Raw genomic sequence first — 20459 nt, 5'->3', positions numbered from 1 at the left:
CGGGCCTGAGCCGGTGGGCCGCACGTGGAGTGCGCCGGAGTGCGGCGGATCGTTATCAGGTGTCCGTACGTCCGTACAGCGCCCCTGCCGCGCCTCTGCGATGCCACTGACGAAGACACGAAGAGGGGGGCACGGCAGCCGCCGCGCCCCCCTCCCGGGAATCAGCCGATGATCACAGCCCGTACCTGTCCCGGGCCTCCTTCACCGCCGTGGCCTTGACCTCGCCGCGCCGGGCGAGCTGGGCCAGGGCGGCGACGACGATCGACTCCGCGTCGACGCCGAAGTGGCGGCGGGCCGCCTCGCGGGTGTCGGAGAGGCCGAAGCCGTCCGCGCCCAGCGAGGACCAGTCCTGCTCGACCCACTGCGCGATCTGGTCCGGGACCTGGCGCATGTAGTCGGAGACGGCGAGGACCGGGCCCTCGGCGCCCTGCAGGGCCTGGCGGACGTACGGCACGCGCTCCTCGCCGCGCAGCAGGGCCGCGTCGGCCTCCAGGGCGTCACGGCGCAGCTCCGACCAGGAGGTCGCGGACCACACGTCGGCAGCCACGCCCCAGTCCCCGGCGAGCAGCTTCTGCGCCTCAAGGGCCCAGTGGATCGCCGTGCCGGAGCTGAGCAGCTGGATGCGCGGGGCGTTGGCGGCGGGGGTCACGCCCGCCGACTCGGCCGTGTTGAAGCGGTACAGGCCCTTGACGATGCCCTCGTCGACGCCGGGCCCGGCGGGCTTGGCCGGCTGCGGCATCGGCTCGTTGTAGACCGTCAGGTAGTAGAAGACGTTCTGGTCCTCGCCCGCCTCGGCCTCGCCGTACATCCGGCGCAGACCCTCGCGGACGATCACCGCGATCTCGTAGGCGAACGCGGGGTCGTACGTCAGCGCCGCCGGGTTGGTGGCCGCGATGACCGGGGAGTGGCCGTCGGCGTGCTGCAGGCCCTCGCCCGTCAGCGTCGTACGGCCCGCCGTCGCGCCGACGAGGAAGCCGCGGCCGAGCTGGTCGCCGAGCTGCCACATCTGGTCGGCCGTGCGCTGCCAGCCGAACATCGAGTAGAAGATGTAGAACGGGATCATCGCCTCGCCGTGCGTCGCGTACGCGGTGGACGCGGCGATGAAGTCGGCCATCGAACCGGCCTCGGTGATCCCCTCGTTGAGGATCTGGCCGTTCTTGGCCTCCTTGTAGTACATCAGCTGGTCGCGGTCGACCGGCTCGTACGTCTGGCCCTTGGGCGAGTAGATGCCCAGGGACGGGAAGAGGCTCTCCATGCCGAAGGTGCGCGCCTCGTCCGGGACGATCGGCACCCAGCGCCTGCCCGTCTCCTTGTCGCGGACCAGGTCCTTGACGAGGCGGACGAACGCCATGGTGGTCGCCACGCTCTGCGAGCCGGAGCCCTTGTCGAAGGAGGCGAACGCCTTCTCGGCGGGGGCGGGCAGCGGGGCGAGCGCGTGCGTACGGCGGGCCGGGGCGGGGCCGCCGAGGGCCGCGCGGCGCTCCTGGAGGTAGCGGACCTCGGGGGAGTCGGCGCCCGGGTGGCCGTAGGGCACCTGGCCGTCGGCGAAGTCGCTGTCCTTGATCGGCAGGTCGAGCAGGTCCCGCATCGTCTTGAACTCGTCCACCGACAGCTTCTTCATCTGGTGGTTGGCGTTCTTCGACGCGAAGCCCTCGCCGAGGGTGTGGCCCTTGACCGTCTGGGCCAGGATCACGGTCGGCGCGCCCTTGTGCTCGACGGCGGCCTTGTACGCGGCGTAGACCTTGCGGGCCTCGTGACCGCCGCGCGAGAGGTGGAAGCACTCGAGGATCTTGTCGTCGCCGATCAGCTTCGCCATCTCGGCGAGCGCCGGGTCCTTGCCGAAGAAGTCGGCGCGGATGTAGGCGGCGTCGCGGGTCTGGTACGTCTGGACCTGCGCGTCCGGTACCTCGCGCAGCCGGCGTACGAGCGCGCCCGTGGTGTCGAGGGCGAACAGCTCGTCCCAGGCGGTGCCCCACAGCGTCTTGACGACGTTCCAGCCGGCGCCGCGGAACTGGGCCTCCAGCTCCTGCACGATCTTGAAGTTGGCGCGGACCGGGCCGTCGAGGCGCTGCAGGTTGCAGTTGATGACGAAGGTCAGGTTGTCGAGGCCCTCGCGGGAGGCGAGCGCGAGTGCGGCGGTCGACTCGGGCTCGTCCATCTCGCCGTCACCGAGGAACGCCCACACGTGCGAGGAGGAGACGTCCTTGATGCCGCGGTTGGTCAGGTAGCGGTTGAAGCGCGCCTGGTAGATCGCCGACAGCGGGCCGAGGCCCATGGACACCGTCGGGAACTCCCACAGCCAGGGCAGCCGGCGCGGGTGCGGGTACGACGGCAGGCCGTTGCCGCCGGACTCCTGGCGGAAGTTGTCCAGCTGCGCCTCGGTCAGGCGGCCGTCGAGGAAGGCGCGGGCGTAGATGCCGGGGGAGGCGTGGCCCTGGATGTACAGCTGGTCGCCGGACCCGGCGGCCTCCCCGGACTCCTTGCCCTTGAAGAAGTGGTTGAAGCCGGTCTCGTAGAGCCAGGCCGCGGAGGCGAAGGTGGCGATGTGGCCGCCGACGCCGTGCTTGGCGCCGCGGGTCACCATGGCGGCCGCGTTCCAGCGGTTCCACGCGGTGATGCGGGCCTCCATCTCCGGGTCACCGGGCAGGCCCGGCTCGGCGGAGGTGGGGATGGTGTTGACGTAGTCCGTCTCGAGGAGCTTCGGCAGCGCGACGCCGCCCGCCTCGGCGCGCTCCAGCGTGCGGCGCATCAGGTATGCGGCGCGGTGCGGCCCGGCCTCCCTCGCGACGGCGTCGAGAGAGGCCTGCCATTCGGCGGTCTCCTCCGGGTCGCGGTCCGGGAGCTGGTCGAGCGCGCTCGGCTGGATGGCCTTGGGGTCGGTCATGTCGCCGCCTTCCTCAGTCGAAGGGGTTCCCTCATGGGTAAAGGGGTCGGGGGTTGCCCTAGGTCTTTGGCAGGACAGGGCAGGCGGACTCCGGTGGCGGCGTCGATGTGCGCCCCCGTCGCGTGTCCGTCGGTGACTCTAACTCCCTGATCGATGATCGATCAAAGGGGGGAAGGTCAAAAAGTCTCGATTCCGAGAAAGTCGGCACCGGGTGCCTTCGCCGATGGCACCGGGTGACGGGGAATCGCCTTGTTTTCGCAGATGGGGCGGAGGATGAGCGGGGCCGCGCTCTCCTGCGTCACGCGGTGTGTCACGTGCTGGGTCACGTGGTGTGTCACGCGGTGCGTCACGTGGTGCGTCACGTTCTGTGTCACGCGGTGCGTCACGCGGCGTCTCACGTTGTGGGTCACGCGCGCGGCGCGCAGCCGAGGACGTGCGCCTTCACCAGCTCCGCGATCTGCGGATCCCGGCGCTTGAAGGCCTGCACCAGCTCCTCGTGCTCCTCCGCGTACGACTGCTGGACCGTGCCCAGCCAGCGGATGGACAGCGCCGTGAAGACCTCGATGCCGAGCCCCTCCCAGGTGTGCAGCAGTACCGAGTTGCCCGCGGCACGTACCAGCTCGCGGTGGAAGCCGACCGTGTGACGGACCTGGGCCGTGCCGTCGGCGGCGCGGTCGGCCTCGTACAGGGCCAGCACATGCGGCTCCAGGGCCGTGCAGTCCACGGCGAGGCGCTCGGCCGCCAGCTCCGCCGCGATGGCCTCCAGGCCGGCCCGGACCGGGTAGCTCTCCTCCAGGTCCGCCGCGCTCAGGTTCCGGACCCGCACGCCCTTGTTCGGCGCGGACTCGATCAGCCGCAGCGACTCCAGCTCGCGCAGCGCCTCCCGCACCGGCGTCTGGCTGACCTCCAGCTCGGTGGCGATCCGCCGCTCCACGATCCGCTCACCCGGCTGCCAGCGCCCGCTGACGATCCCCTCCACGATGTGCTGGCGGATCTGTTCGCGCAGCGAGTGGACGACGGGCGCGGTCATGGGGGGCTCCTTAGGGAGGGCTGACGTTTAGACAATACGGCGGGTTCGCTTCGCCGGTGTGGCCGAGGGGGTGCTTCGGTGCAGGTGAGACGAGGCTTACACGGCGTTTATGACGCCGTCGGGCCCGCAGGGGTCCGTCCGGGGTGGCCGCGGCGTCGCCGTACATGACGGCGCCCCGCCCGGGAGAACCCGGACGGGGCGCCGTACACCTTGCAGGGGGACTCAGAGGCCCAGCTCGACCTCGAACTCGCCCGCCTCCAGGATGGCCTTGACCGCCGTCAGGTAACGGGCCGCGTCGGCGCCGTCGACCAGGCGGTGGTCGTAGGACAGGGTCAGGTACGTCATGTCGCGGACGCCGATGACCGTGCCCTCCTCGGTCTCGATGACGGCCGGACGCTTGACCGTGGCACCGATGCCGAGGATCGCGACCTGGCCCGGCGGCACGATGATCGTGTCGAACAGGGCACCGCGCGAACCGGTGTTGGAGATGGTGAAGGTCGCGCCGGACAGCTCGTCCGGGGTGATCTTGTTGGCGCGGACCTTGCCGGCCAGCTCGGCCGTGGCCTTGGCGATACCGGCGATGTTGAGGTCGCCCGCGTGCTTGATGACCGGGGTCATCAGGCCCTTCTCGGAGTCCACCGCGATACCGATGTTCTCGGCGTCGAAGTAGGTGATGGTCCCCTCGGCCTCGTTGATCTTGGCGTTGATGACCGGGTGGGCCTTCAGCGCCTGCGCGGCGGCCTTGACGAAGAACGGCATCGGGGAGAGCTTGACGCCCTCACGGGCCGCGAAGGCGTCCTTCGCGCGGGCGCGCAGCTTCATCAGGCGCGTGACGTCGACCTCGACGACCGACGACAGCTGGGCCTGCTCGTGCAGCGCCTTGACCATGTTGTCGCCGATGACCTTGCGGATGCGGGGCATCTTGACGGTCTGGCCACGCAGCGGGGAGACCTCCAGCGCCGGCGCCTTCTTGGCGGCGGCAGCCGGAGCGGCGGCGACCGGAGCCGGGGCAGCGGCGGCGGCCTTCGCGGCCTCGGCGGCGGCGAGGACGTCCTGCTTGCGGATACGGCCGCCGACGCCGGTGCCCTTGACGGCGGACAGGTCGACGCCGTTCTCGGCGGCGAGCTTGCGCACCAGCGGGGTGACGTACGCGCCCTCGTCGGTCGCCTGGGCGGCGGCGGGAGCGGCAGGAGCGGCGGCGGGGGCCGGGGTGACCGGGGCCGGAGCGGCCGGAGCCGGGGCAGCGGCGACAGGCGCCGGGGCCGGAGCCGGGGCAGCGACGGGGGCCGGGGCGGCGGGCGCGGCCGGGGCGACCGGAGCCGGAGCCGGGGCGGCGACGGGGGCCGGGGCGGCGGCAGGAGCCGGGGCGGCCGGAGCCGGAGCGGCGGCCGGGGCGGCACCCGCGGCACCGATGACGGCGAGCTTGGCGCCGACCTCGGCGGTCTCGTCCTCGCCGACCACGATCTCCAGCAGGACACCGGCGACCGGTGCCGGGATCTCGGTGTCGACCTTGTCGGTGGAGACCTCGAGCAGGGGCTCGTCCTCCGCGACCTCCTCGCCGACCTGCTTCAGCCAGCGGGTGACGGTGCCCTCGGTGACGGACTCACCGAGCGCCGGCAGGACCACGTCCGTGCCGGTGGCGCCACCGGCCGGGGCGGCCGGGGCGGCGGCGGGAGCCGGGGCGGCCGGAGCCGCGGGGGCCTCGGCGACCGGGGCCGGGGCGGGCTCGGCCACGGGGGCCGGGGCCGCGGCGGCGGCCGGGGCGGGAGCGGCAGCAGGCGCGCCCGTGCCGTCGTCGATGATGGCCAGCTCGGCGCCGACCTCGACCGTCTCGTCCTCGGCGACCTTGATGGAGGACAGGACACCGGAGACGGGCGAGGGGATCTCGGTGTCGACCTTGTCGGTCGACACCTCCAGCAGCGGCTCGTCGGCCTCGACGCGCTCGCCCTCGGCCTTCAGCCAGCGGGTGACAGTGCCCTCGGTGACGCTCTCACCGAGCGCCGGAAGGGTTACGGAAACCGCCATGGTTTCGGTTGCTCCTTACGAATTGCGGAAGTCTGTGTCGTCGCGCCCGTTGACCGAGGGTCAGTCGTGGGAGTGCAGGGGCTTGCCGGCGAGAGCCAGGTGCGCCTCGCCCATCGCCTCGTTCTGCGTCGGGTGGGCGTGGATGAGCTGGGCGACCTCGGCCGGCAGCGCCTCCCAGTTGTAGATCAGCTGGGCCTCGCCCACCTGCTCACCCATGCGGTCGCCGACCATGTGGACGCCGACCACGGCACCGTCCTTCACCTGGACGAGCTTGATCTCGCCCGCGGTGTTCAGGATCTTGCTCTTGCCGTTGCCCGCCAGGTTGTACTTCAGGGCGACGACCTTGTCCGCGCCGTAGATCTCCTTGGCCTTGGCCTCGGTGATACCGACGGAGGCGACCTCCGGGTGGCAGTACGTCACGCGCGGGACACCGTCGTAGTCGATCGGGACGACCTTGAGACCGGCCAGACGCTCGGCCACCAGGATGCCCTCGGCGAAGCCGACGTGCGCGAGCTGGAGGGTCGGGACCAGGTCACCGACGGCGGAGATGGTCGGGACGTTCGTGCGCATGTACTCGTCGACCAGCACGTAGCCGCGGTCCATGGCGACGCCCTGCTCCTCGTAGCCGATGCCCTGGGAGACCGGGCCGCGGCCGACGGCGACGAGGAGGATCTCGGCCTCGAACTCCTTGCCGTCGGCGAGGGTGACCTTCACGCCGTCCTGCGTGTACTCGGCCTTCTGGAAGAAGGTGCCGAGGCTGAACTTGATGCCGCGCTTGCGGAACGCGCGCTCGAGAAGCTTCGAGCTGTTCTCGTCCTCGACCGGGACGAGGTGCTTGAGGCCCTCGACGACCGTGACGTCGGAGCCGAAGGACTTCCACGCGGAGGCGAACTCGACGCCGATGACACCGCCGCCCAGGATGATCGCGGACTTCGGCACGCGGTCCAGGACGAGGGCGTGGTCGGAGGAGATGATGCGGTTGCCGTCGATCTCCAGGCCCGGCAGGGACTTCGGCACGGAGCCGGTCGCCAGCAGGACGTGGCGGCCCTGGATCCGCTGCCCGTTCACGTCGACGGAGGTGGGGGAGGACAGCCGGCCCTCACCCTCGATGTAGGTCACCTTGCGGGAGGCGATCAGACCCTGCAGACCCTTGTACAGGCCGGCGATGACGCCGTCCTTGTACTTGTGGACGGCCGGGACGTCGATGCCCTCGAAGGTGGCCTTGACGCCGAACTGCTCGCTCTCGCGGGCCTGGTCGGCGATCTCGCCCGCGTGGAGCAGGGCCTTGGTGGGGATGCAACCCCGGTGCAGGCAGGTGCCGCCGACCTTGTCCTTCTCGATCAGGGCGACGTCCAGGCCCAGCTGCGCCCCCCGCAGGGCCGCGGCGTAACCACCGCTACCACCGCCGAGGATCACTAGGTCGAAAACGGTGCTGGCGTCGTTCGCCACGTCACGTCCTCCATGCATGTGCGCCTTGCGCCGGTCTCGAGTGACCGACGGGCGGCTGGTGTCCGGCCGCTTGATGCTTCGGCCCTTTGGTGGGGGCCCTGTCCTGCCGGGCTCCATCTTTGCACTTGTCGCGGCCATTCGAGATGCCGGGCCGGGGTGTGAGACGTCCCACTTCCGCGCGGAACGGGCGCGGAGGGCGGCGCACCCGCGACGAAGACGGCGCACCCGCGACGAAGACGGCGCACCCGCGACGAAGACCGGCGCAGTCGATCTTCAGGGGCGCGGGGTGATGTACCGCGGTCCGGCGGCCGCGGGGGCGCGACCGGCCCCCACGCCCCCGCGGCCGCCGGACCACGGAAGGAACCGGGCTCTCAGGAGCCTCGGCCCAGTGCCTCGGCCCAGCGCCTCAGTCCAGTGCCTCGGCCCAGTGCCTCAGTCCAGTGCCTCAGTCCAGTGCCTCGGCCCAGCGCCTCGGCCCAGCGCCTCAGCCCAGTTCGCCTGCGGCGGTCAGCTCGGCGAACCGCACCAGCGTGCGCACGGCGGAGCCGGTGCCGCCCTTCGGCGTGTACCCGAAGGCACCGCCCTCGTTGAACGCCGGACCGGCGATGTCGAGGTGCGCCCACGTGATGCCGTCGGCGACGAACTCGCTCAGGAACAGGCCGGCGACCAGGCCGCCGCCCATCCGCTCACCCATGTTCGCGATGTCGGCGACGGTGGACTCCATGCCCTTGCGCAGGTGGTCGGGCATCGGCATCGGCCAGGCGGGCTCGCCGACCTCCTCCGCCGTCTCGTGCAGCGCGGTGCGGAACGCCTCGTCGTTGGCCATGATCCCGAAGGTGCGGCTGCCCAGCGCCAGCACCATCGCGCCGGTCAGCGTGGCGACGTCCACGATCGCGTCCGGCATCTCCTGCGAGGCCGCCCACAGCGCGTCGGCCAGCACCAGCCGGCCCTCCGCGTCCGTGTTGAGCACCTCGACGGTCTTGCCGCTGTACATGCGCAGCACGTCACCGGGGCGCACGGCGGAGCCGGACGGCATGTTCTCGGCCAGCGCCAGCCAGCCGGTGACGTTGACCTCCAGGCCGAGCCGCGCGGCGGCGACGACCGCGGCGAACACGGCGGCCGCACCGCTCATGTCGCACTTCATCGTCTCGTTGTGCCCGGCCGGCTTGAGGGAGATGCCGCCCGAGTCGTACGTGATGCCCTTGCCGACGAAGGCGAGGCTCTTGGCGGCCTTCGGGTGCGTGTAGGACAGCTTCACCAGACGCGGGGTCGCCGCCGAGCCGCTGCCGACGCCGAGGATGCCGCCGTAGCCGCCCTTGGTGAGCGCCTTGTCGTCGAGCACCTGCACCTTGATGCCGTGCTCCTTGGCCGCGGCCTGCGCGACGGCGGCGAAGTCTCCCGGAGTCAGGTCGTTCGGCGGGGTGTTGACGAGGTCGCGGGCGCGGTTCAGCTCCTCGCAGACCGCGAGGGCACGGGCGACGGCGTCCTTGTGGGCCGCGTCGCGGGGCTTGCCGCCGAGCAGCGCGGCCTCCGCCAGCGGAGCCTTGCCGTTCTTGCCCTTGGCGTCCTTGCCGTTCTCCTTGTACGTGTCGAAGGAGTACGCGCCGAGCAGGACACCCTCGGCGATCGCGCCCAGGGCACCGGGGCCGTCGACGGGCAGGGCGAGCGCGGCCTTCTTGGAGCCGGCGAGGGCGCGGGCCGCCACACCGGCGGCCCGGCGCAGCGTCTCGGCGTCGTACGCGGCGTCCTTGCCGGGCTCCGCGCCCAGGCCCACCGCCACCACGAGCGGCGCCTTGAAGCCGGCCGGGGCGGGCAGCTTCGTCAGCTCGCCCTCGGCACCCGAGGCACCGAGGGTCTCCAGGACGCCGGCCAGCCTGCCGTCGTACGCGTTGTCCACGGCGTCGGCGCCAGGCGCGACGACGGGTCCCTTGGCACCCTTGGCGACACCGATCACGATCGCGTCGGCCCGCAGGCCGGGCGCCGCGGCGGTGCTGAGAGTCAGAGCAGTCACGGTGGTGAGATCTCGCTTCCGATGTGAAGTTGCTGTGGCCGAACGGGGGTGGGTCGACCGGGCCCGAGAGCCGACCCTAGGTCCAGGCCCTGAGGTGTGCGGCACCGGGGCCTTCACCCTGTCGGCGAACACCCGGGACGAGACTACGCGCGTGCGCCCGTTCGCTCATTCCTGCGGACGTTCACCTGTGCGTGGCGTCGTGGCCACTTCCCACCTCTCGACGCCGGTGACCTGAGCCACACTCGTCGGGTTCCGGCGGGTCGTCGTCCCGCCGAATCACATGATTTCCACCGATCCTCCGTGAATTCACCACAGGGGATCTTCTGGGGGAGGAACCTGCCCATGGCGCAGCGTGCGCTTCGTGCCCGTCGTCGCAGAGCCGTGGCCGTCACCACGACGGCCGCCGCTCTGATCGCTCTCACCACGGCCGCCCCGGGCGCGTCGGCCGCGACCGATCCGCGTATCGACCTGCGGGTCCTGGTGGTGGACGACGGCGGCGGCCAGGTCGGCGCCCTCACCGCACAACTGCGGAGCGAGGGCGTCCCGTACACCCGCGTCGACCTGAACGACCCCGGCCGCCCCGCCCTCACCGCCGCGTTCCTCGACGACACGGTGAACGGCCGGCCCCGGGCGAAGTTCCAGGGCGTGGTGCTGCCCGACGAGGCCCCGTTCGGCGCCGGCTCGGCCGAGTGGACGGCGCTGGAGACGTACGAGCGGACGTACGGCATCCCGCAGGTCGACGCCTCCACCTGGGCGCACCCCGAGGTCGGCCTCGACTACACCGACCAGGGCGGCTACAACGGCGGCCTCGACGGCAGCGCCGCCACCGTCACCGCGGCCGGGAAGGCGGGCCCCTTCGGCTATCTGAACGGCGCCTTCTCCTTCGAGGACAACTCGCCCTCGGTCCAGGAGAGTTACGGCTTCGTCGCCCGGCCCCGCACCGGCTTCACCAGCTACGTCGACGTCCCCGTGCCCGGTGGCACCGGCACCGGCAGCCTGCTCGGCGAGTACGCCCACGACGGGCGCCGCGAACTGGTGCTGACCTTCGCCTACAACCAGTACCAGCAGCAGTTCCGGGTGCTGGCGCGCGGCATCGTGGAGTGGCTGACCCAGGGCGTGCACCTCGGCCAGGCCCGCAACTACCTCGCCGTCCACGTGGACGACGTCTTCGCGCCCGACGCCCGCTGGGACTCCGGCCGCAACTGCACGCCCGGCGACATCGACTGCGGCACCGGCACCGGCACTGGCACCGCCGACACGACCACGCCGATCCGGATGACCGCGGACGACGCCCGGTACGCCGCCTCCTGGGAGCAGAGCCACGGCTTCACCCTGGACATGGTGTTCAACGCGGGCGCCGGCGAGGAGTGGAAGAGCGAGCACGGCGGCACCGACGCGCTCACCACGCAACTCCTCGCGGACAGGGCCAAGTTCCGCTGGGTGAACCACACCTACACCCACCTCTTCCTCGGCTGCGTCCAGGACACCTCGACCGTGCCGTGGAGCTGCGCGAGGAACACCGACGGATCGACCCGGTGGGTGAGCCGCTCCGACATCTCCGGGGAGATCTCGGACAACGACAACTGGGCGCTGCTGCACGGCCTTTCCACCGACCGCAGCGAACTCGTCACCGGAGAGCATTCGGGCCTGAAGACCCTGCCGCAACAGCCCCAGGACAACCCGGACCTCGGGCCCGCGCTCGCCGCGAACGGCGTGAAGTGGACCGCCTCGGACAACTCCCGCGAGTCCGCGCAGCGCACCGTGGGCACCGGCACGCTCACCGTGCCCCGCTACCCGATGAACGTGTACTACAACGTCGGCACCAAGGCCGAGATGGCCGACGAGTACAACTGGATCTACACGTCCAGAGCCGACGGCGGCAGCGGGGTCTGCGAGAACAACCCGACCTCGACCTGTCTGCCGCAGCCGCTGGACACGGCCACCGGCTACACCGACCACATCGTGCCGGCGGAGGCCCGCACCGACCTCGGGCACGTGCTGGCCAACGACCCGCGCCCGCACTACGCCCACCAGTCCAACCTGGCCGAGGACCGCATCCTCTACCCCGTCCTCGACCGGGTCCTCGCCGACTACCAGGCGCTGTTCGCCGCCGACACCCCGATCGTCAACCTGCGCCAGAGCGCCATCGGCGCCGAACTCCAGAACCGCGCCGTGTGGCAGACCGCGCTCGACAGCGGCAAGGTCACCGCCTACCGCATCGGCGACACCGTGACCGTCACGGCCCCGTCCGGCACCCGGATCCCGGTGACGGCCCCGGAGGGAACCCGTCAGCAACTCCTGCTCGGCACGACCACCTTCGGCACCGCGTACGCCGGCGAACGCTCGGCGTGGGGGACGCCGGCGCTGCTGCAGCCGGCACTGACGCTGAAGCTGCCGTAGAGGGGAGCGCTCCGCAGGGGGCGCCGGGGGATCAGAGCCCTGAAGGGGCGCGGGGCCGTGTCGACATGCGGCTCCGCCGCGGGGCGCGACCAGCCACAGGAGACCCGCAGCCGGGCTCCGGTCCGCAGGTCCCCGAACATCATCCGCGAAAACCAGGGGGGAAGCCGCGCAGCGATGCGTACAGGCCGTCACGTCACCATGCTCACCGAAGGCACCTACCCGCACGTCCACGGAGGGGTCAGCACCTGGTGCGACCAACTCGTCAAGGGCATGCCGGAGGTCACCTTCCACGTCGTCTCGCTCGTCGGCAGCGGTCGCGAACCCGTGGTCTGGGAGCTGCCGCCCAACGTCCGCCGGCACGTCACCGTGCCGACCTGGGGCCCGCGCCCCGGCCGCGCCCGCGCCCCGTACGGCAGGGCACGGCGCCGCTTCACCGCCGCGTACGAACAGCTCCTGCTCTCCTTCCTCGACCCCGAGGCGCGCTGCGACTTCGGCGAGGCGCTGTACGAGCTGGCCCGCATCGCCCGCGAGGGATGGCTCACGGCCGCCCTGCGCACCGAGTCGGCGCTGCGCTCGCTGCAGTGGATCTGGACGATGCCGCATCTGCCGACGGCGGGCGCCCACCCCACCGTGCACGACGCGCTGACCGCCGTCGACCTGCTGGAGCACGCCCTGCGCCCGCTGGGCACGAAGATTCCGGAGGACTCGGTGGCACACGCCGTCAGCAGCGGTCTGGCGACGTTGCCGGCGCTCGCCGCGCACCACCTGGACGGGGTGCCGTTCCTGCTCACCGAGCACGGCATCTATCTGCGCGAGCGCTATCTGGAGCAGCGCGGGGAGGGTGAACGCTGGCCCGTGAAGGCGTTCATGCTCGGCTTCTACCGTGAACTGAATTCACACGGCTATCGCGCGGCCGACCTGATCACACCGTGCAACCGGTACAACCGCCGCTGGGAGGAGCGCGGCGGCGCCGACACCGACCGCATCCGCACGGTCTACAACGGCGTCGACCCGCACGCCTTCCCGCACGCGGGCCCCGAACCCGACGTGCCCACCCTCACCTGGTGCGGCCGTATCGACCCCATCAAGGACCTGGAGACCCTGCTGCGCGCCTACGCCCTGGTCCGCGCCGAACTCCCCGAGACCCGGCTGCGGCTCTTCGGCCCGGTCCCGCCCGGCGCCGAGGCCTACCGCACCCGCCTGGAGAAGCTCGCCGCCGAACTCGGCATCACCGACGGCCTCACCTTCGAGGGCCGCGTCACCGAGGTCCGGCGCGCCTACGCGGCCGGCCACATCGTCATGCTCACCTCCATCTCCGAGGGCTTCCCGTTCTCGATCATCGAGGCCATGTCCTGCGGTCGTACGACCGTCTCGACCGATGTCGGAGGGGTCCGCGAGGCCGTCGGCGACACCGGTCTGGTCGTACCGCCGCGCGAACCGGAGAAGACGGCCGCCGCCGCCCTGACCCTCCTGCGCGACGACGAACGGCGCCTGCGCCTGGGCGGACTGGCCCGGCAGCGCGTGATCGACCGGTTCACACTGCGCCGCTCGGTCGACAACTTCCGCACCATCTACCAGGAACTCGCCGGCCTGCCCGAGGTGTACGAGCCGACGGTCGAGACGGTCGCCGACTGGACCCGGGAACTGCGCGACCCCTGGTACGCGGCCGTCGCGACGGACGGGACCGACTGGTGAGCGACCATGTGCGCCTCCCCGCCACCCTGCCCGGCATCCCGCACCAGCCCCGGCGGCCGGACCGGGTGACGGGGACCGGGACCGGGACCGACCCGATCGGCGAACTCGCCCGCGAACTGGACGCGTTCGTCGCCGCGGCCGTCCACCCCGACGAGGTGGCGGCCCTGCTGGAGGCCGACGGCCTCACGGACGCCCGGATACGCGAGCGCTACGGCGTCCGGGACTCCTTCGCGCTCGCCGAGGAACTGTACGGCCGCACCCCGCGCCGGCACCCCGAACCCGACGGCGCCCACCCCGACTCCTGGCGGGCCGGCCTGCTCGGCTGCCTGCTGCGCGGGCTCGTCTTCGCGCTGCCGGGCTTCGCCTACGTCCTGGGCGCCCCGCTGCTCGCAGGGCCGCACGAGGCGTACGGACTGCCGCCGGGCACCCTCCCGCTGCTGGCCGGGGCGCTGTGCGGCTGGGCCTTCAACCAGGGGCTCGCCCACCGCGCCCACTCCTGGCTGAGCCTCGGTGACCTTCCGGCCGCCCGCCGCTGCCTGCTCGTCGGCGCTCCGGCGGGCATGCTGCTCGGCACCCTCGTCGCCCTCGCCGTCGCGGACCGGGCCCACCCGGCCGCCGCCGCGTTCGCGGCCGGACAGTCCTGCTACCTGGGCGCGGCCGGCGTGCTGCTCGTGCTGGGCCGGGAGCGGGTCCTGCTCGCCGCCCTGCTCCCCATGACGGCGGGTGCCCTGCTCGCCCTCGTCCATCCCGTGCCCGAACCGGCCCGACTGCTCCTCCTGGTGACCTCCCTCAGCGCCGTCGCCACCCTCGCCCTCCTCGAAGTCGCCCCGGCCGCCAAGGCGCCGGGCGACGGAAGCCGGCCCGCGGGGCTCGCCGCGCTGCTGCCGGCCGGCCGCCGCCGCGGCGCCGGCCGCGCCCGCCCGGCGGTCGCCGGCCCCCCGCTCCTCGCCTCCCTGCCGTACGCCGTCTTCGGCCTCGCCACGGGCGCGCTGGTCGTGTACGCCGCCCTCGGTGACGTCCTCACCGGCGCCGAGCGCAGCGCCGTCGAGGCGCCCGCGGCCGTGGCCCTGACGCTCAGCATGGGGCCCGCCGAATGGCTGCTGTACCGGTTCCGGGGCGGGGGAGTCGCCGGGCTGCGGGCCAGCGGCACGTCACGGGCGTTCCGCCGCCGAGCGGCCCGCACCCTGGCCCGCTGCCTCGGCGGATACCTGGCCGCCCTGCTCGCCCTGGCGCTCGCCACCACCGCGCTGTGGCCGCACGCCCCCGTGCCCACCGGCGTCCGCCTGGCCGGACTGCTCGCGCTCGGCGCGGTCCTGTGGACGGGACTGCTGCTCCAGTCCTTCGGCACCGTCCTCGGCACGACGGCGGTGTGCTGCGCGGCCGCCCTCGCCCAGAGCCTGGCGCTGCTCACCCGCACGGGCGCCCCCGGGACCGTCGCCCTCGTCGTGTACGCGAGCGCCGCCACCGCCCAGGCCGCCCTGGCCCGCGTCCTGCTGGGAAGGGCGACCGCCCACCGATGAACACCCCGCAGGACCCTACGGCGAACACCCCGGCGAACACGCAGGCGAACACCCAGGCGGACCCTGCGGCGAACACCCTGCTGGTCCCGTACTACGAGCACCCCGCCGTCCGCCCCGCCGAGTGGGCGGCGATCCTCGCGGCGGCGCCCCGCCTGTACGGCGTCGTCCTCAACCCGGCCAGCGGCCCCGGCGACCGGCCCGATCCGGCCTTCGCCGAGACCGCCGCCCGGCTGCGGACCGCGGGCATCACCCTGCTCGGCTACACCGACACCGGCTACGGCGCACGGCCGTACGAGGACGTCGTACGCGATCTGCGCCGGCACCGCGAGTGGTACGGCACCCACGGCGACTTCCTCGACCAAGTGCCGTCAGGGCTCGGCGAGTTGCCCCACTACGAGCGGCTGGCCGCGGCGGCCCGCCGCCTCGGATCCGGCACGCTCGCGCTGAACCACGGCACCCCGCCGCACCCGGCGTACGCGGCCCTGGCCGACCTCCTCGTCACCTTCGAGGGCCCGTGGGCCGCGTACCGGCGCACCCCCGCAGGGCCCCGGCACCGTCCGCCGGGGGTGCGGCTGTGCCACCTGGTGTACGGGGTGCCGGCCGGCGCCGACGCCGAGGGGGAGGCCCGGGAGCGGGGCGCCGACGTGCACTGCGCGGTGCCCGGCACGGGCGCTCACCCCTGGGGCACACTGCCCCACGGTCTCGACCCCGCCCGCTGAAGCGCGCCCACCCCTAACGGCCCAGGGACAGCACCACGAGCGCGGTCGTCGCCGCCGTCTCCGCGAGCGCCCCGAACACGTCCCCGGTGACCCCGCCGAAGCGCCGGACGCAGCGGCGCAGCAGGAGTTCGGCGGCGGCCAGTGCCAGCAGGACGGCGACCGCGGTCCGGAGGGCTCCGAGGGGGCCGGAAGCCGCTCCCCAGGCGGCCGTCACGAGCGTGACGGCGCTCGTGACGGCCAGCGCGCCCGGCACCGGCACCACCCCGGCGACCGCCGCCCCGAGCCCCTCCGGGCGGGCGGCCGGCACCCCGGTGCGCGCGGCCAGGGTGAGCGCGAGCCGTGCCACGACCGCCGAGACGACCGCCGCGACAGCGCCCCGCGCCCACGAGTCGCCGTAGAGCCGCGCCAGCGCGGCGACCTGCGCCAGCAGCACCAGCAGCAGGGTGATCACCCCGAACGGCCCGATGTCCGACTGCTTCATGATCCGCAGCGCGTCCTCGGCGGGCTTCCCGCTGCCCAGCCCGTCCGCCGTGTCCGCGAGCCCGTCGAGGTGCAGCCCCCGGGTCAGCGCGGCCGGCACGGCCACCGAGGCGACGGCGGCGAGCAGCGGACCGGCGCCGAGGAAGAGCAGCAGCAGCCCGAGCCCCGCCGCGCCGGCCCCCACCACCAGCCCGGCCACCGGGGCGGCCAGCATGCCCGCGCGGGCCGCCCGGCGGTCCCAGCGGTGCACCCGTACGGGCAGCACGGTGAGGGTGCCGAAGGCGAAGCGGAGTCCGTCGAAGGGGGAGGTCGTGAGCACCGGCGCAGGCTACCCGGCGGGCGGCGGGCTCCCCGCGGCGCCCGGGGACACCGTGTGCACATGTGGGATAAAAAGTGCGCACATGTATGGATAAAGTGCGCACATGGGGCACTGGTGGGCGCGGAACATCCTGGAGCCGGGCAAACTCCCGCTCCTGCTGGCCCTCGCCGCCTTCGTCCTCACCTTCGTCGTCACCCGGATCATCACGCGCCTCATCCGGGCGGGCAAAGGCCCCTTCGGCAACATCAAGGCGGGCGGGCTGCACATCCACCACGTCGTACCCGGCGTCGTCCTCACCGTCGTCGGCGGCTTCGGCGCGGTCGCCAGCGACCGGCACGGCGCCGACGCGGCCGTCTCCGCCGTCGTCTTCGGCATCGGCGCCGGGCTGGTGCTCGACGAGTTCGCCCTGATCCTGCACCTCGACGACGTCTACTGGAGCGCGGAGGGCCGCAAGAGCGTCGAGGCCGTCGTGCTCACCGCCGCCCTGGTCGGGCTGCTGCTGGCCGGCTTCTCCCCGTTCGGCGTCAGCGACCTCTCCCAGGAGGAACTCCACAACCGGGGCACCGCCGCCGCCACCATCGTCGTGAACTTCCTCTTCGCCCTCGTCGCGCTGAGCAAGGGCAAGACCCGCATCGCGATCTTCGGGGCGATCGTGCCCCTGATCGCCCTCGTCGGCGCGATCCGCCTGGCCCGCCCCACCTCCCCGTGGGCCCGCCGCTTCTACGGCAACCGCCCCCGAGCCCGCGCCAGGGCCACCCTGCGCGCCTACCACCACGACCGGCGCTGGGCCGGACCCCGGCGCGTCGTTCAGGACTGGATCGGCGGGAAACCCGACCCGCGCCCGGCCCGTCTGCCCGGCAACCGGTGAACCGGCAGCGGCAGCGGCGGACCCCCGTACCGGTGCCGCGCCGCCGACAGCAGACACAGCACCCCCACCGCGCTCAGCGCGGCCAGATGCTCCTTGCCCGCCAGGTTCTCCTTGAGCAGCACCTCCGCCACTATCGCGGCGGTCACCGCGCTCGCCGTGACATCCGCGCCGTAGCGCCAGGCCACGAACACGGCGAGCCCCACCACGGCCGCCGACGGGCCCGTGTCCACCACCTGCGCGTCGGAGGCGGGCAGCCCGAACGGGGCGTGCGGGCCGAGCGCGATGCCCACGCGCGCGTACAGCGTCCCGGCGAGCGTGGCGGCGTACGCGATGGTCAGCGTCCGCGACCAGCCCAGACAGATCTCGGCGATCCCGAACACGAACAGGATCTGCGCCAGCGCCCCCCACACGGGCAGGTCCAGCGCCGGCACGTACAGCGACAGGGGCGTGCGCAGCAGCGCGAGCCCCAGCGGGTCCTGGGCGCGTACGGCGCCCACGTTCTGCACCAGCTGAAAGCCCCACGGCTGGTTCTGCACGTACTGCAGGAGCGCCGTCAGGCACACCCCCGCCAGCGTCACCGGAACCGCCCACGGGCCCCGCTCCAGCAGACGGTCGCGGACAGTGACGTACAACGGCCCCCACTCGGCCCGGCCCCACCGGGCGAGTCGTCTCATCGGGCGAGTCGTCTCATCGGGCGTTCCTCATCGGTGCGTGTCCAGATGCCGCCGGTGCAGCCACTTCGGCAGGCCCGGCGCCTCCAGGAACCCCTCCGCGCGGGCCGAGGCGAGGCCGATGCGCGGCAGGTCCGCGCTCTTCTCGAAGAGCAGGAACCGCGGCTCCCAGATGGGACGGTACTTCGCGTTCGCCCGGTACAGCGACTCGATCTGCCACCAGCGGGAGAAGAAGCTGAGCAGTGACCGCCACAGCCTCAGCACCGGGCCGGCCCCCAGGCGCGCGCCGCGCTCGAAGACCGACCGGAACATCGCGAAGTTGAGGGAGACCTGCGTGATCCCGATCTCCCCGGCCCGCCGCAGCAGCTCGATGACCATGAACTCCATCAGCCCGTTGTCGCAGTCGCGGTCCCGCCGCATCAGGTCGAGGGACAGCCCGTGCGGGCCCCACGGCACGAACGACAGCAGGGCCCGAAGCCTGCCCTCGCCGTCGGTGCACTCCAGCATCACGCACTGCCCGTCCTCGGGGTCCCCGAGCCGGCCGAGCGCCATGCTGAACCCGCGCTCGGTCGCCCCGTCCCGCCAGTCGTCCGCCCGCTCGACGAGATACGCCATCTCGTCCGCCGGGATGTCTGAGATGTCTTCGTGTCTCCGGATCCGCACCTCGTACCCGGCCCGCTTCACCCGGTTGTACGCCTGCCGGACGGTCCGCATCGCCCGCCCCTCCAGCGTGAAGTCGGCGACCTCCACGAGCGCCTCGTCACCCAGTTCCAGCGCGTCCAGACCGTGCCGGGCGTAGACGGTCCCGGCCTCCTCGCTCGCCCCCATCACCGCCGGGATCCAGCCGTGCGCCCGCGCCTCGGCCAGCCACGGAGCGATCGCCCCGGGCCAGGCCTCCGGATCCCCGATCGGATCCCCGGAGGCGAGGCTCACCCCGCCGACCACCCGGTAGGCGACGGCAGCCTTCCCGGTCGGCGACCACACCACGCTCTTCTCCCGGCGCAGCGCGAAGTAGCCGAGCGAGTCCCGGTCGCCGTGCCGCTCCAGCAGGGCCCGCAGCCGCTTCTCGTCGTCCTCGGTGAGCGGGTCGACGGCACGGCGGGAGCGGAAGGCGGCGTAGAAGACGGCGAGGACCAGGACCGTGCTGAGCACGTTGATGGACACGTTGGTCAGGTTGGGCGGGTCGATGTCCGGGAAGCGGGAGCCTTCGGCGGCCACCGACACCAGGCGCAGGGTGCCGTAGTGCCAGCGCTCCAGGAACGTCGAACGGGCCGCTTCCGGTGCCTGGTTGGTGACCGTCACCAGCAGCCCCGCGAGCAGCGAGGCCACGAGCCCGCCGCCCACGGCCACGGTCGCGGCGAGCCGCGGGTTGGACCGGTCGCCCTTGGCGTAGAACTCCCGGCGCCCGACCAGCAGCGCGCCCACGAACGCGGCCGTCAGCACCAGTGAGACCCAGTTCTGCGCGTACCGCCGGATCTCCGGGAACGCCATCGCGAAGGCGAACAGGGCCAGGAACAGGCCGCTCAGCACCAGGTTCAGGATCCACGCGGCCCGCTTGCGGCGCCGCATGGTGATCGCCAGGAACGCGGTGAACACGCCCGAGGCGAAGCCGGCCGTCAGCAGGTACGGCGTGAAGAAGTTCTCCTGGTTGTGCCGGCGCACGTCCTGGCCGAGGGACACCCACACCGCGCTGAGGAAGTTGATGAAGGTGACGGCCCGCAGGTACCAGACGGCGAAGGCCGCGGCCCGCGAAGAGGCTGCGCCGCCCGCCCGCACCGTGTCACCCGGGCGCCCCGGGCTCGCTTCCTGTTCCGCAGCAATTCGGGCATCTCCCATGAGGAAGGATCATATTGGCCCACCCCGCCAACCGCACCGCCCCCACCCCGCACCTCCCCCTGCGGGGCTTGGGCGGGTGGGGTTGCTGTTCTGGGCGGGGCTTGGGTGAGTGGGGTCGCTGTTCTCGGGGTGGCGGTGTGCGGGGGCGCTGTTCGCAGGGTGGTGGTGTGCGGGAGCGCTGTTCGCGGGGCGGTGACCGGCAGGGCCTTCCTCCGCGGCGTGGTGGCGGGCGGGGTCGGTTCGCAAGGCGGGGGCGGGCACCGGCTCTGTGCGCGGGCGGCGGCGGTGGCCGGGACCTCTGTTCGCCGGGCGGCGATGGGCACCGCCCCTTTCCGCCGCGACGGCGCTCAGCCGGGGCGCCGGAATTCGGCGGTGCCGAACTCACCGTGACTGGGTGCCTTTGCCTTCCGCGCTGGCGACCTCTCTCCACGCGGTGGGCACCGCCCTTTTCCGCCGCGGCGGCGCTCAGCCGGGGTGGCGGAATTCGGCGGTGCCGGACTCACCGTGACGGGGTGTCTTTTCTCTCCGGGCCGGCGGCCTCTTTCCTTGCAG

13 protein-coding genes are annotated in these 20459 nt (G+C 72.8%); 5 read left to right on the top strand and 8 right to left on the bottom strand.

Annotation, left to right across the window (positions count from 1 at the left end):
• Positions 1-172: 172 nt before the first annotated feature.
• The 5 genes from aceE to ACGFYV_RS22645 form a co-directional block, all read right to left on the bottom strand.
• On the bottom strand, positions 173-2884 hold the full coding sequence (aceE, locus tag ACGFYV_RS22665) for a pyruvate dehydrogenase (acetyl-transferring), homodimeric type (protein WP_393880234.1): 2712 nt from the start codon (positions 2882-2884) through the stop codon (positions 173-175).
• Between the two features lie 406 nt (positions 2885-3290).
• Positions 3291-3914 (bottom strand): GntR family transcriptional regulator, encoded by a 624-nt coding sequence (locus tag ACGFYV_RS22660; protein WP_393880233.1) that lies wholly within the window; start codon positions 3912-3914, stop codon positions 3291-3293.
• Positions 3915-4136: 222 nt separating this feature from the next.
• The gene (gene sucB, locus ACGFYV_RS22655; RefSeq protein ID WP_393880232.1) at positions 4137-5939 is read right to left on the bottom strand and encodes a 2-oxoglutarate dehydrogenase, E2 component, dihydrolipoamide succinyltransferase; all 1803 of its coding nucleotides are present in this window, start codon (positions 5937-5939) and stop codon (positions 4137-4139) included.
• Positions 5940-5999: 60 nt separating this feature from the next.
• Entirely contained in the window at positions 6000-7388 is a 1389-nt protein-coding gene (lpdA, locus tag ACGFYV_RS22650) for a dihydrolipoyl dehydrogenase (RefSeq protein ID WP_393880231.1), read from the bottom strand.
• Between the two features lie 484 nt (positions 7389-7872).
• Positions 7873-9399: a leucyl aminopeptidase gene (locus ACGFYV_RS22645; RefSeq protein WP_393880230.1), complete on the bottom strand. Its 1527-nt coding sequence runs from the start codon at positions 9397-9399 to the stop codon at positions 7873-7875.
• Between the two features lie 342 nt (positions 9400-9741).
• Here ACGFYV_RS22645 and ACGFYV_RS22640 point away from each other — a divergent pair, with 342 nt between their 5' ends.
• From ACGFYV_RS22640 to ACGFYV_RS22625, 4 genes are all read left to right on the top strand, one after another.
• On the top strand, positions 9742-11799 hold the full coding sequence (locus ACGFYV_RS22640) for a hypothetical protein (protein WP_393880229.1): 2058 nt from the start codon (positions 9742-9744) through the stop codon (positions 11797-11799).
• Between the two features lie 174 nt (positions 11800-11973).
• The gene (gene pelF, locus ACGFYV_RS22635) at positions 11974-13494 is read left to right on the top strand and encodes a GT4 family glycosyltransferase PelF (protein ID WP_393880228.1); all 1521 of its coding nucleotides are present in this window, start codon (positions 11974-11976) and stop codon (positions 13492-13494) included.
• On the top strand, positions 13491-15014 hold the full coding sequence (locus ACGFYV_RS22630) for a hypothetical protein (protein WP_393880227.1): 1524 nt from the start codon (positions 13491-13493) through the stop codon (positions 15012-15014). Before pelF ends, ACGFYV_RS22630 begins: the two co-directional genes overlap by 4 nt.
• Entirely contained in the window at positions 15011-15733 is a 723-nt protein-coding gene (locus tag ACGFYV_RS22625) for a spherulation-specific family 4 protein (RefSeq protein WP_393880226.1), read from the top strand. Before ACGFYV_RS22630 ends, ACGFYV_RS22625 begins: the two co-directional genes overlap by 4 nt.
• A 13-nt stretch (positions 15734-15746) precedes the next feature.
• Here the strand turns inward: ACGFYV_RS22625 and ACGFYV_RS22620 are convergent, their stop codons facing one another.
• Positions 15747-16532, bottom strand: a complete 786-nt coding sequence (locus ACGFYV_RS22620) for an adenosylcobinamide-GDP ribazoletransferase (RefSeq protein ID WP_393880225.1) — start codon at positions 16530-16532, stop codon at positions 15747-15749.
• Positions 16533-16635: 103 nt separating this feature from the next.
• Here ACGFYV_RS22620 and ACGFYV_RS22615 point away from each other — a divergent pair, with 103 nt between their 5' ends.
• Positions 16636-17400 (top strand): hypothetical protein, encoded by a 765-nt coding sequence (locus tag ACGFYV_RS22615; protein ID WP_393880224.1) that lies wholly within the window; start codon positions 16636-16638, stop codon positions 17398-17400.
• Here ACGFYV_RS22615 and ACGFYV_RS22610 read toward each other — a convergent pair.
• Together ACGFYV_RS22610 and ACGFYV_RS22605 are read right to left on the bottom strand one after the other, a co-directional pair.
• Positions 17340-18074 (bottom strand): hypothetical protein, encoded by a 735-nt coding sequence (locus ACGFYV_RS22610; RefSeq protein WP_393880223.1) that lies wholly within the window; start codon positions 18072-18074, stop codon positions 17340-17342. The two genes, ACGFYV_RS22615 and ACGFYV_RS22610, sit on opposite strands and share 61 nt — an antisense overlap.
• A gap of 27 nt (positions 18075-18101) precedes the next feature.
• On the bottom strand, positions 18102-19907 hold the full coding sequence (locus tag ACGFYV_RS22605; RefSeq protein ID WP_393880222.1) for a phosphatidylglycerol lysyltransferase domain-containing protein: 1806 nt from the start codon (positions 19905-19907) through the stop codon (positions 18102-18104).
• Positions 19908-20459 lie beyond the last annotated feature (552 nt).

Origin of the sequence: Streptomyces sp. NPDC048297, assembly GCF_043201585.1 — a bacterium.
GTDB lineage: Bacteria > Actinomycetota > Actinomycetes > Streptomycetales > Streptomycetaceae > Streptomyces.
Note: the sequence above shows the minus strand (reverse complement) of the source record. Positions and strands in the feature narration are given on the sequence as shown.

Bases quoted from the DNA above. Each gene is read 5' to 3' on its own strand.
- ACGFYV_RS22605 (WP_393880222.1), bottom strand. From the start codon at position 19,907: ATGGGAGATGCCCGAATTGCTGCGGAACAGGAAGCGAGCCCGGGGCGC.
- ACGFYV_RS22625 (WP_393880226.1), top strand. From the start codon at position 15,011: ATGAACACCCCGCAGGACCCTACGGCGAACACCCCGGCGAACACGCAG.
- ACGFYV_RS22640 (WP_393880229.1), top strand. From the start codon at position 9,742: ATGGCGCAGCGTGCGCTTCGTGCCCGTCGTCGCAGAGCCGTGGCCGTC.
- sucB (WP_393880232.1), bottom strand. From the start codon at position 5,939: ATGGCGGTTTCCGTAACCCTTCCGGCGCTCGGTGAGAGCGTCACCGAG.
- ACGFYV_RS22615 (WP_393880224.1), top strand. From the start codon at position 16,636: ATGGGGCACTGGTGGGCGCGGAACATCCTGGAGCCGGGCAAACTCCCG.
- aceE (WP_393880234.1), bottom strand. From the start codon at position 2,884: ATGACCGACCCCAAGGCCATCCAGCCGAGCGCGCTCGACCAGCTCCCG.
- pelF (WP_393880228.1), top strand. From the start codon at position 11,974: ATGCGTACAGGCCGTCACGTCACCATGCTCACCGAAGGCACCTACCCG.
- ACGFYV_RS22660 (WP_393880233.1), bottom strand. From the start codon at position 3,914: ATGACCGCGCCCGTCGTCCACTCGCTGCGCGAACAGATCCGCCAGCAC.
- ACGFYV_RS22610 (WP_393880223.1), bottom strand. From the start codon at position 18,074: ATGAGACGACTCGCCCGGTGGGGCCGGGCCGAGTGGGGGCCGTTGTAC.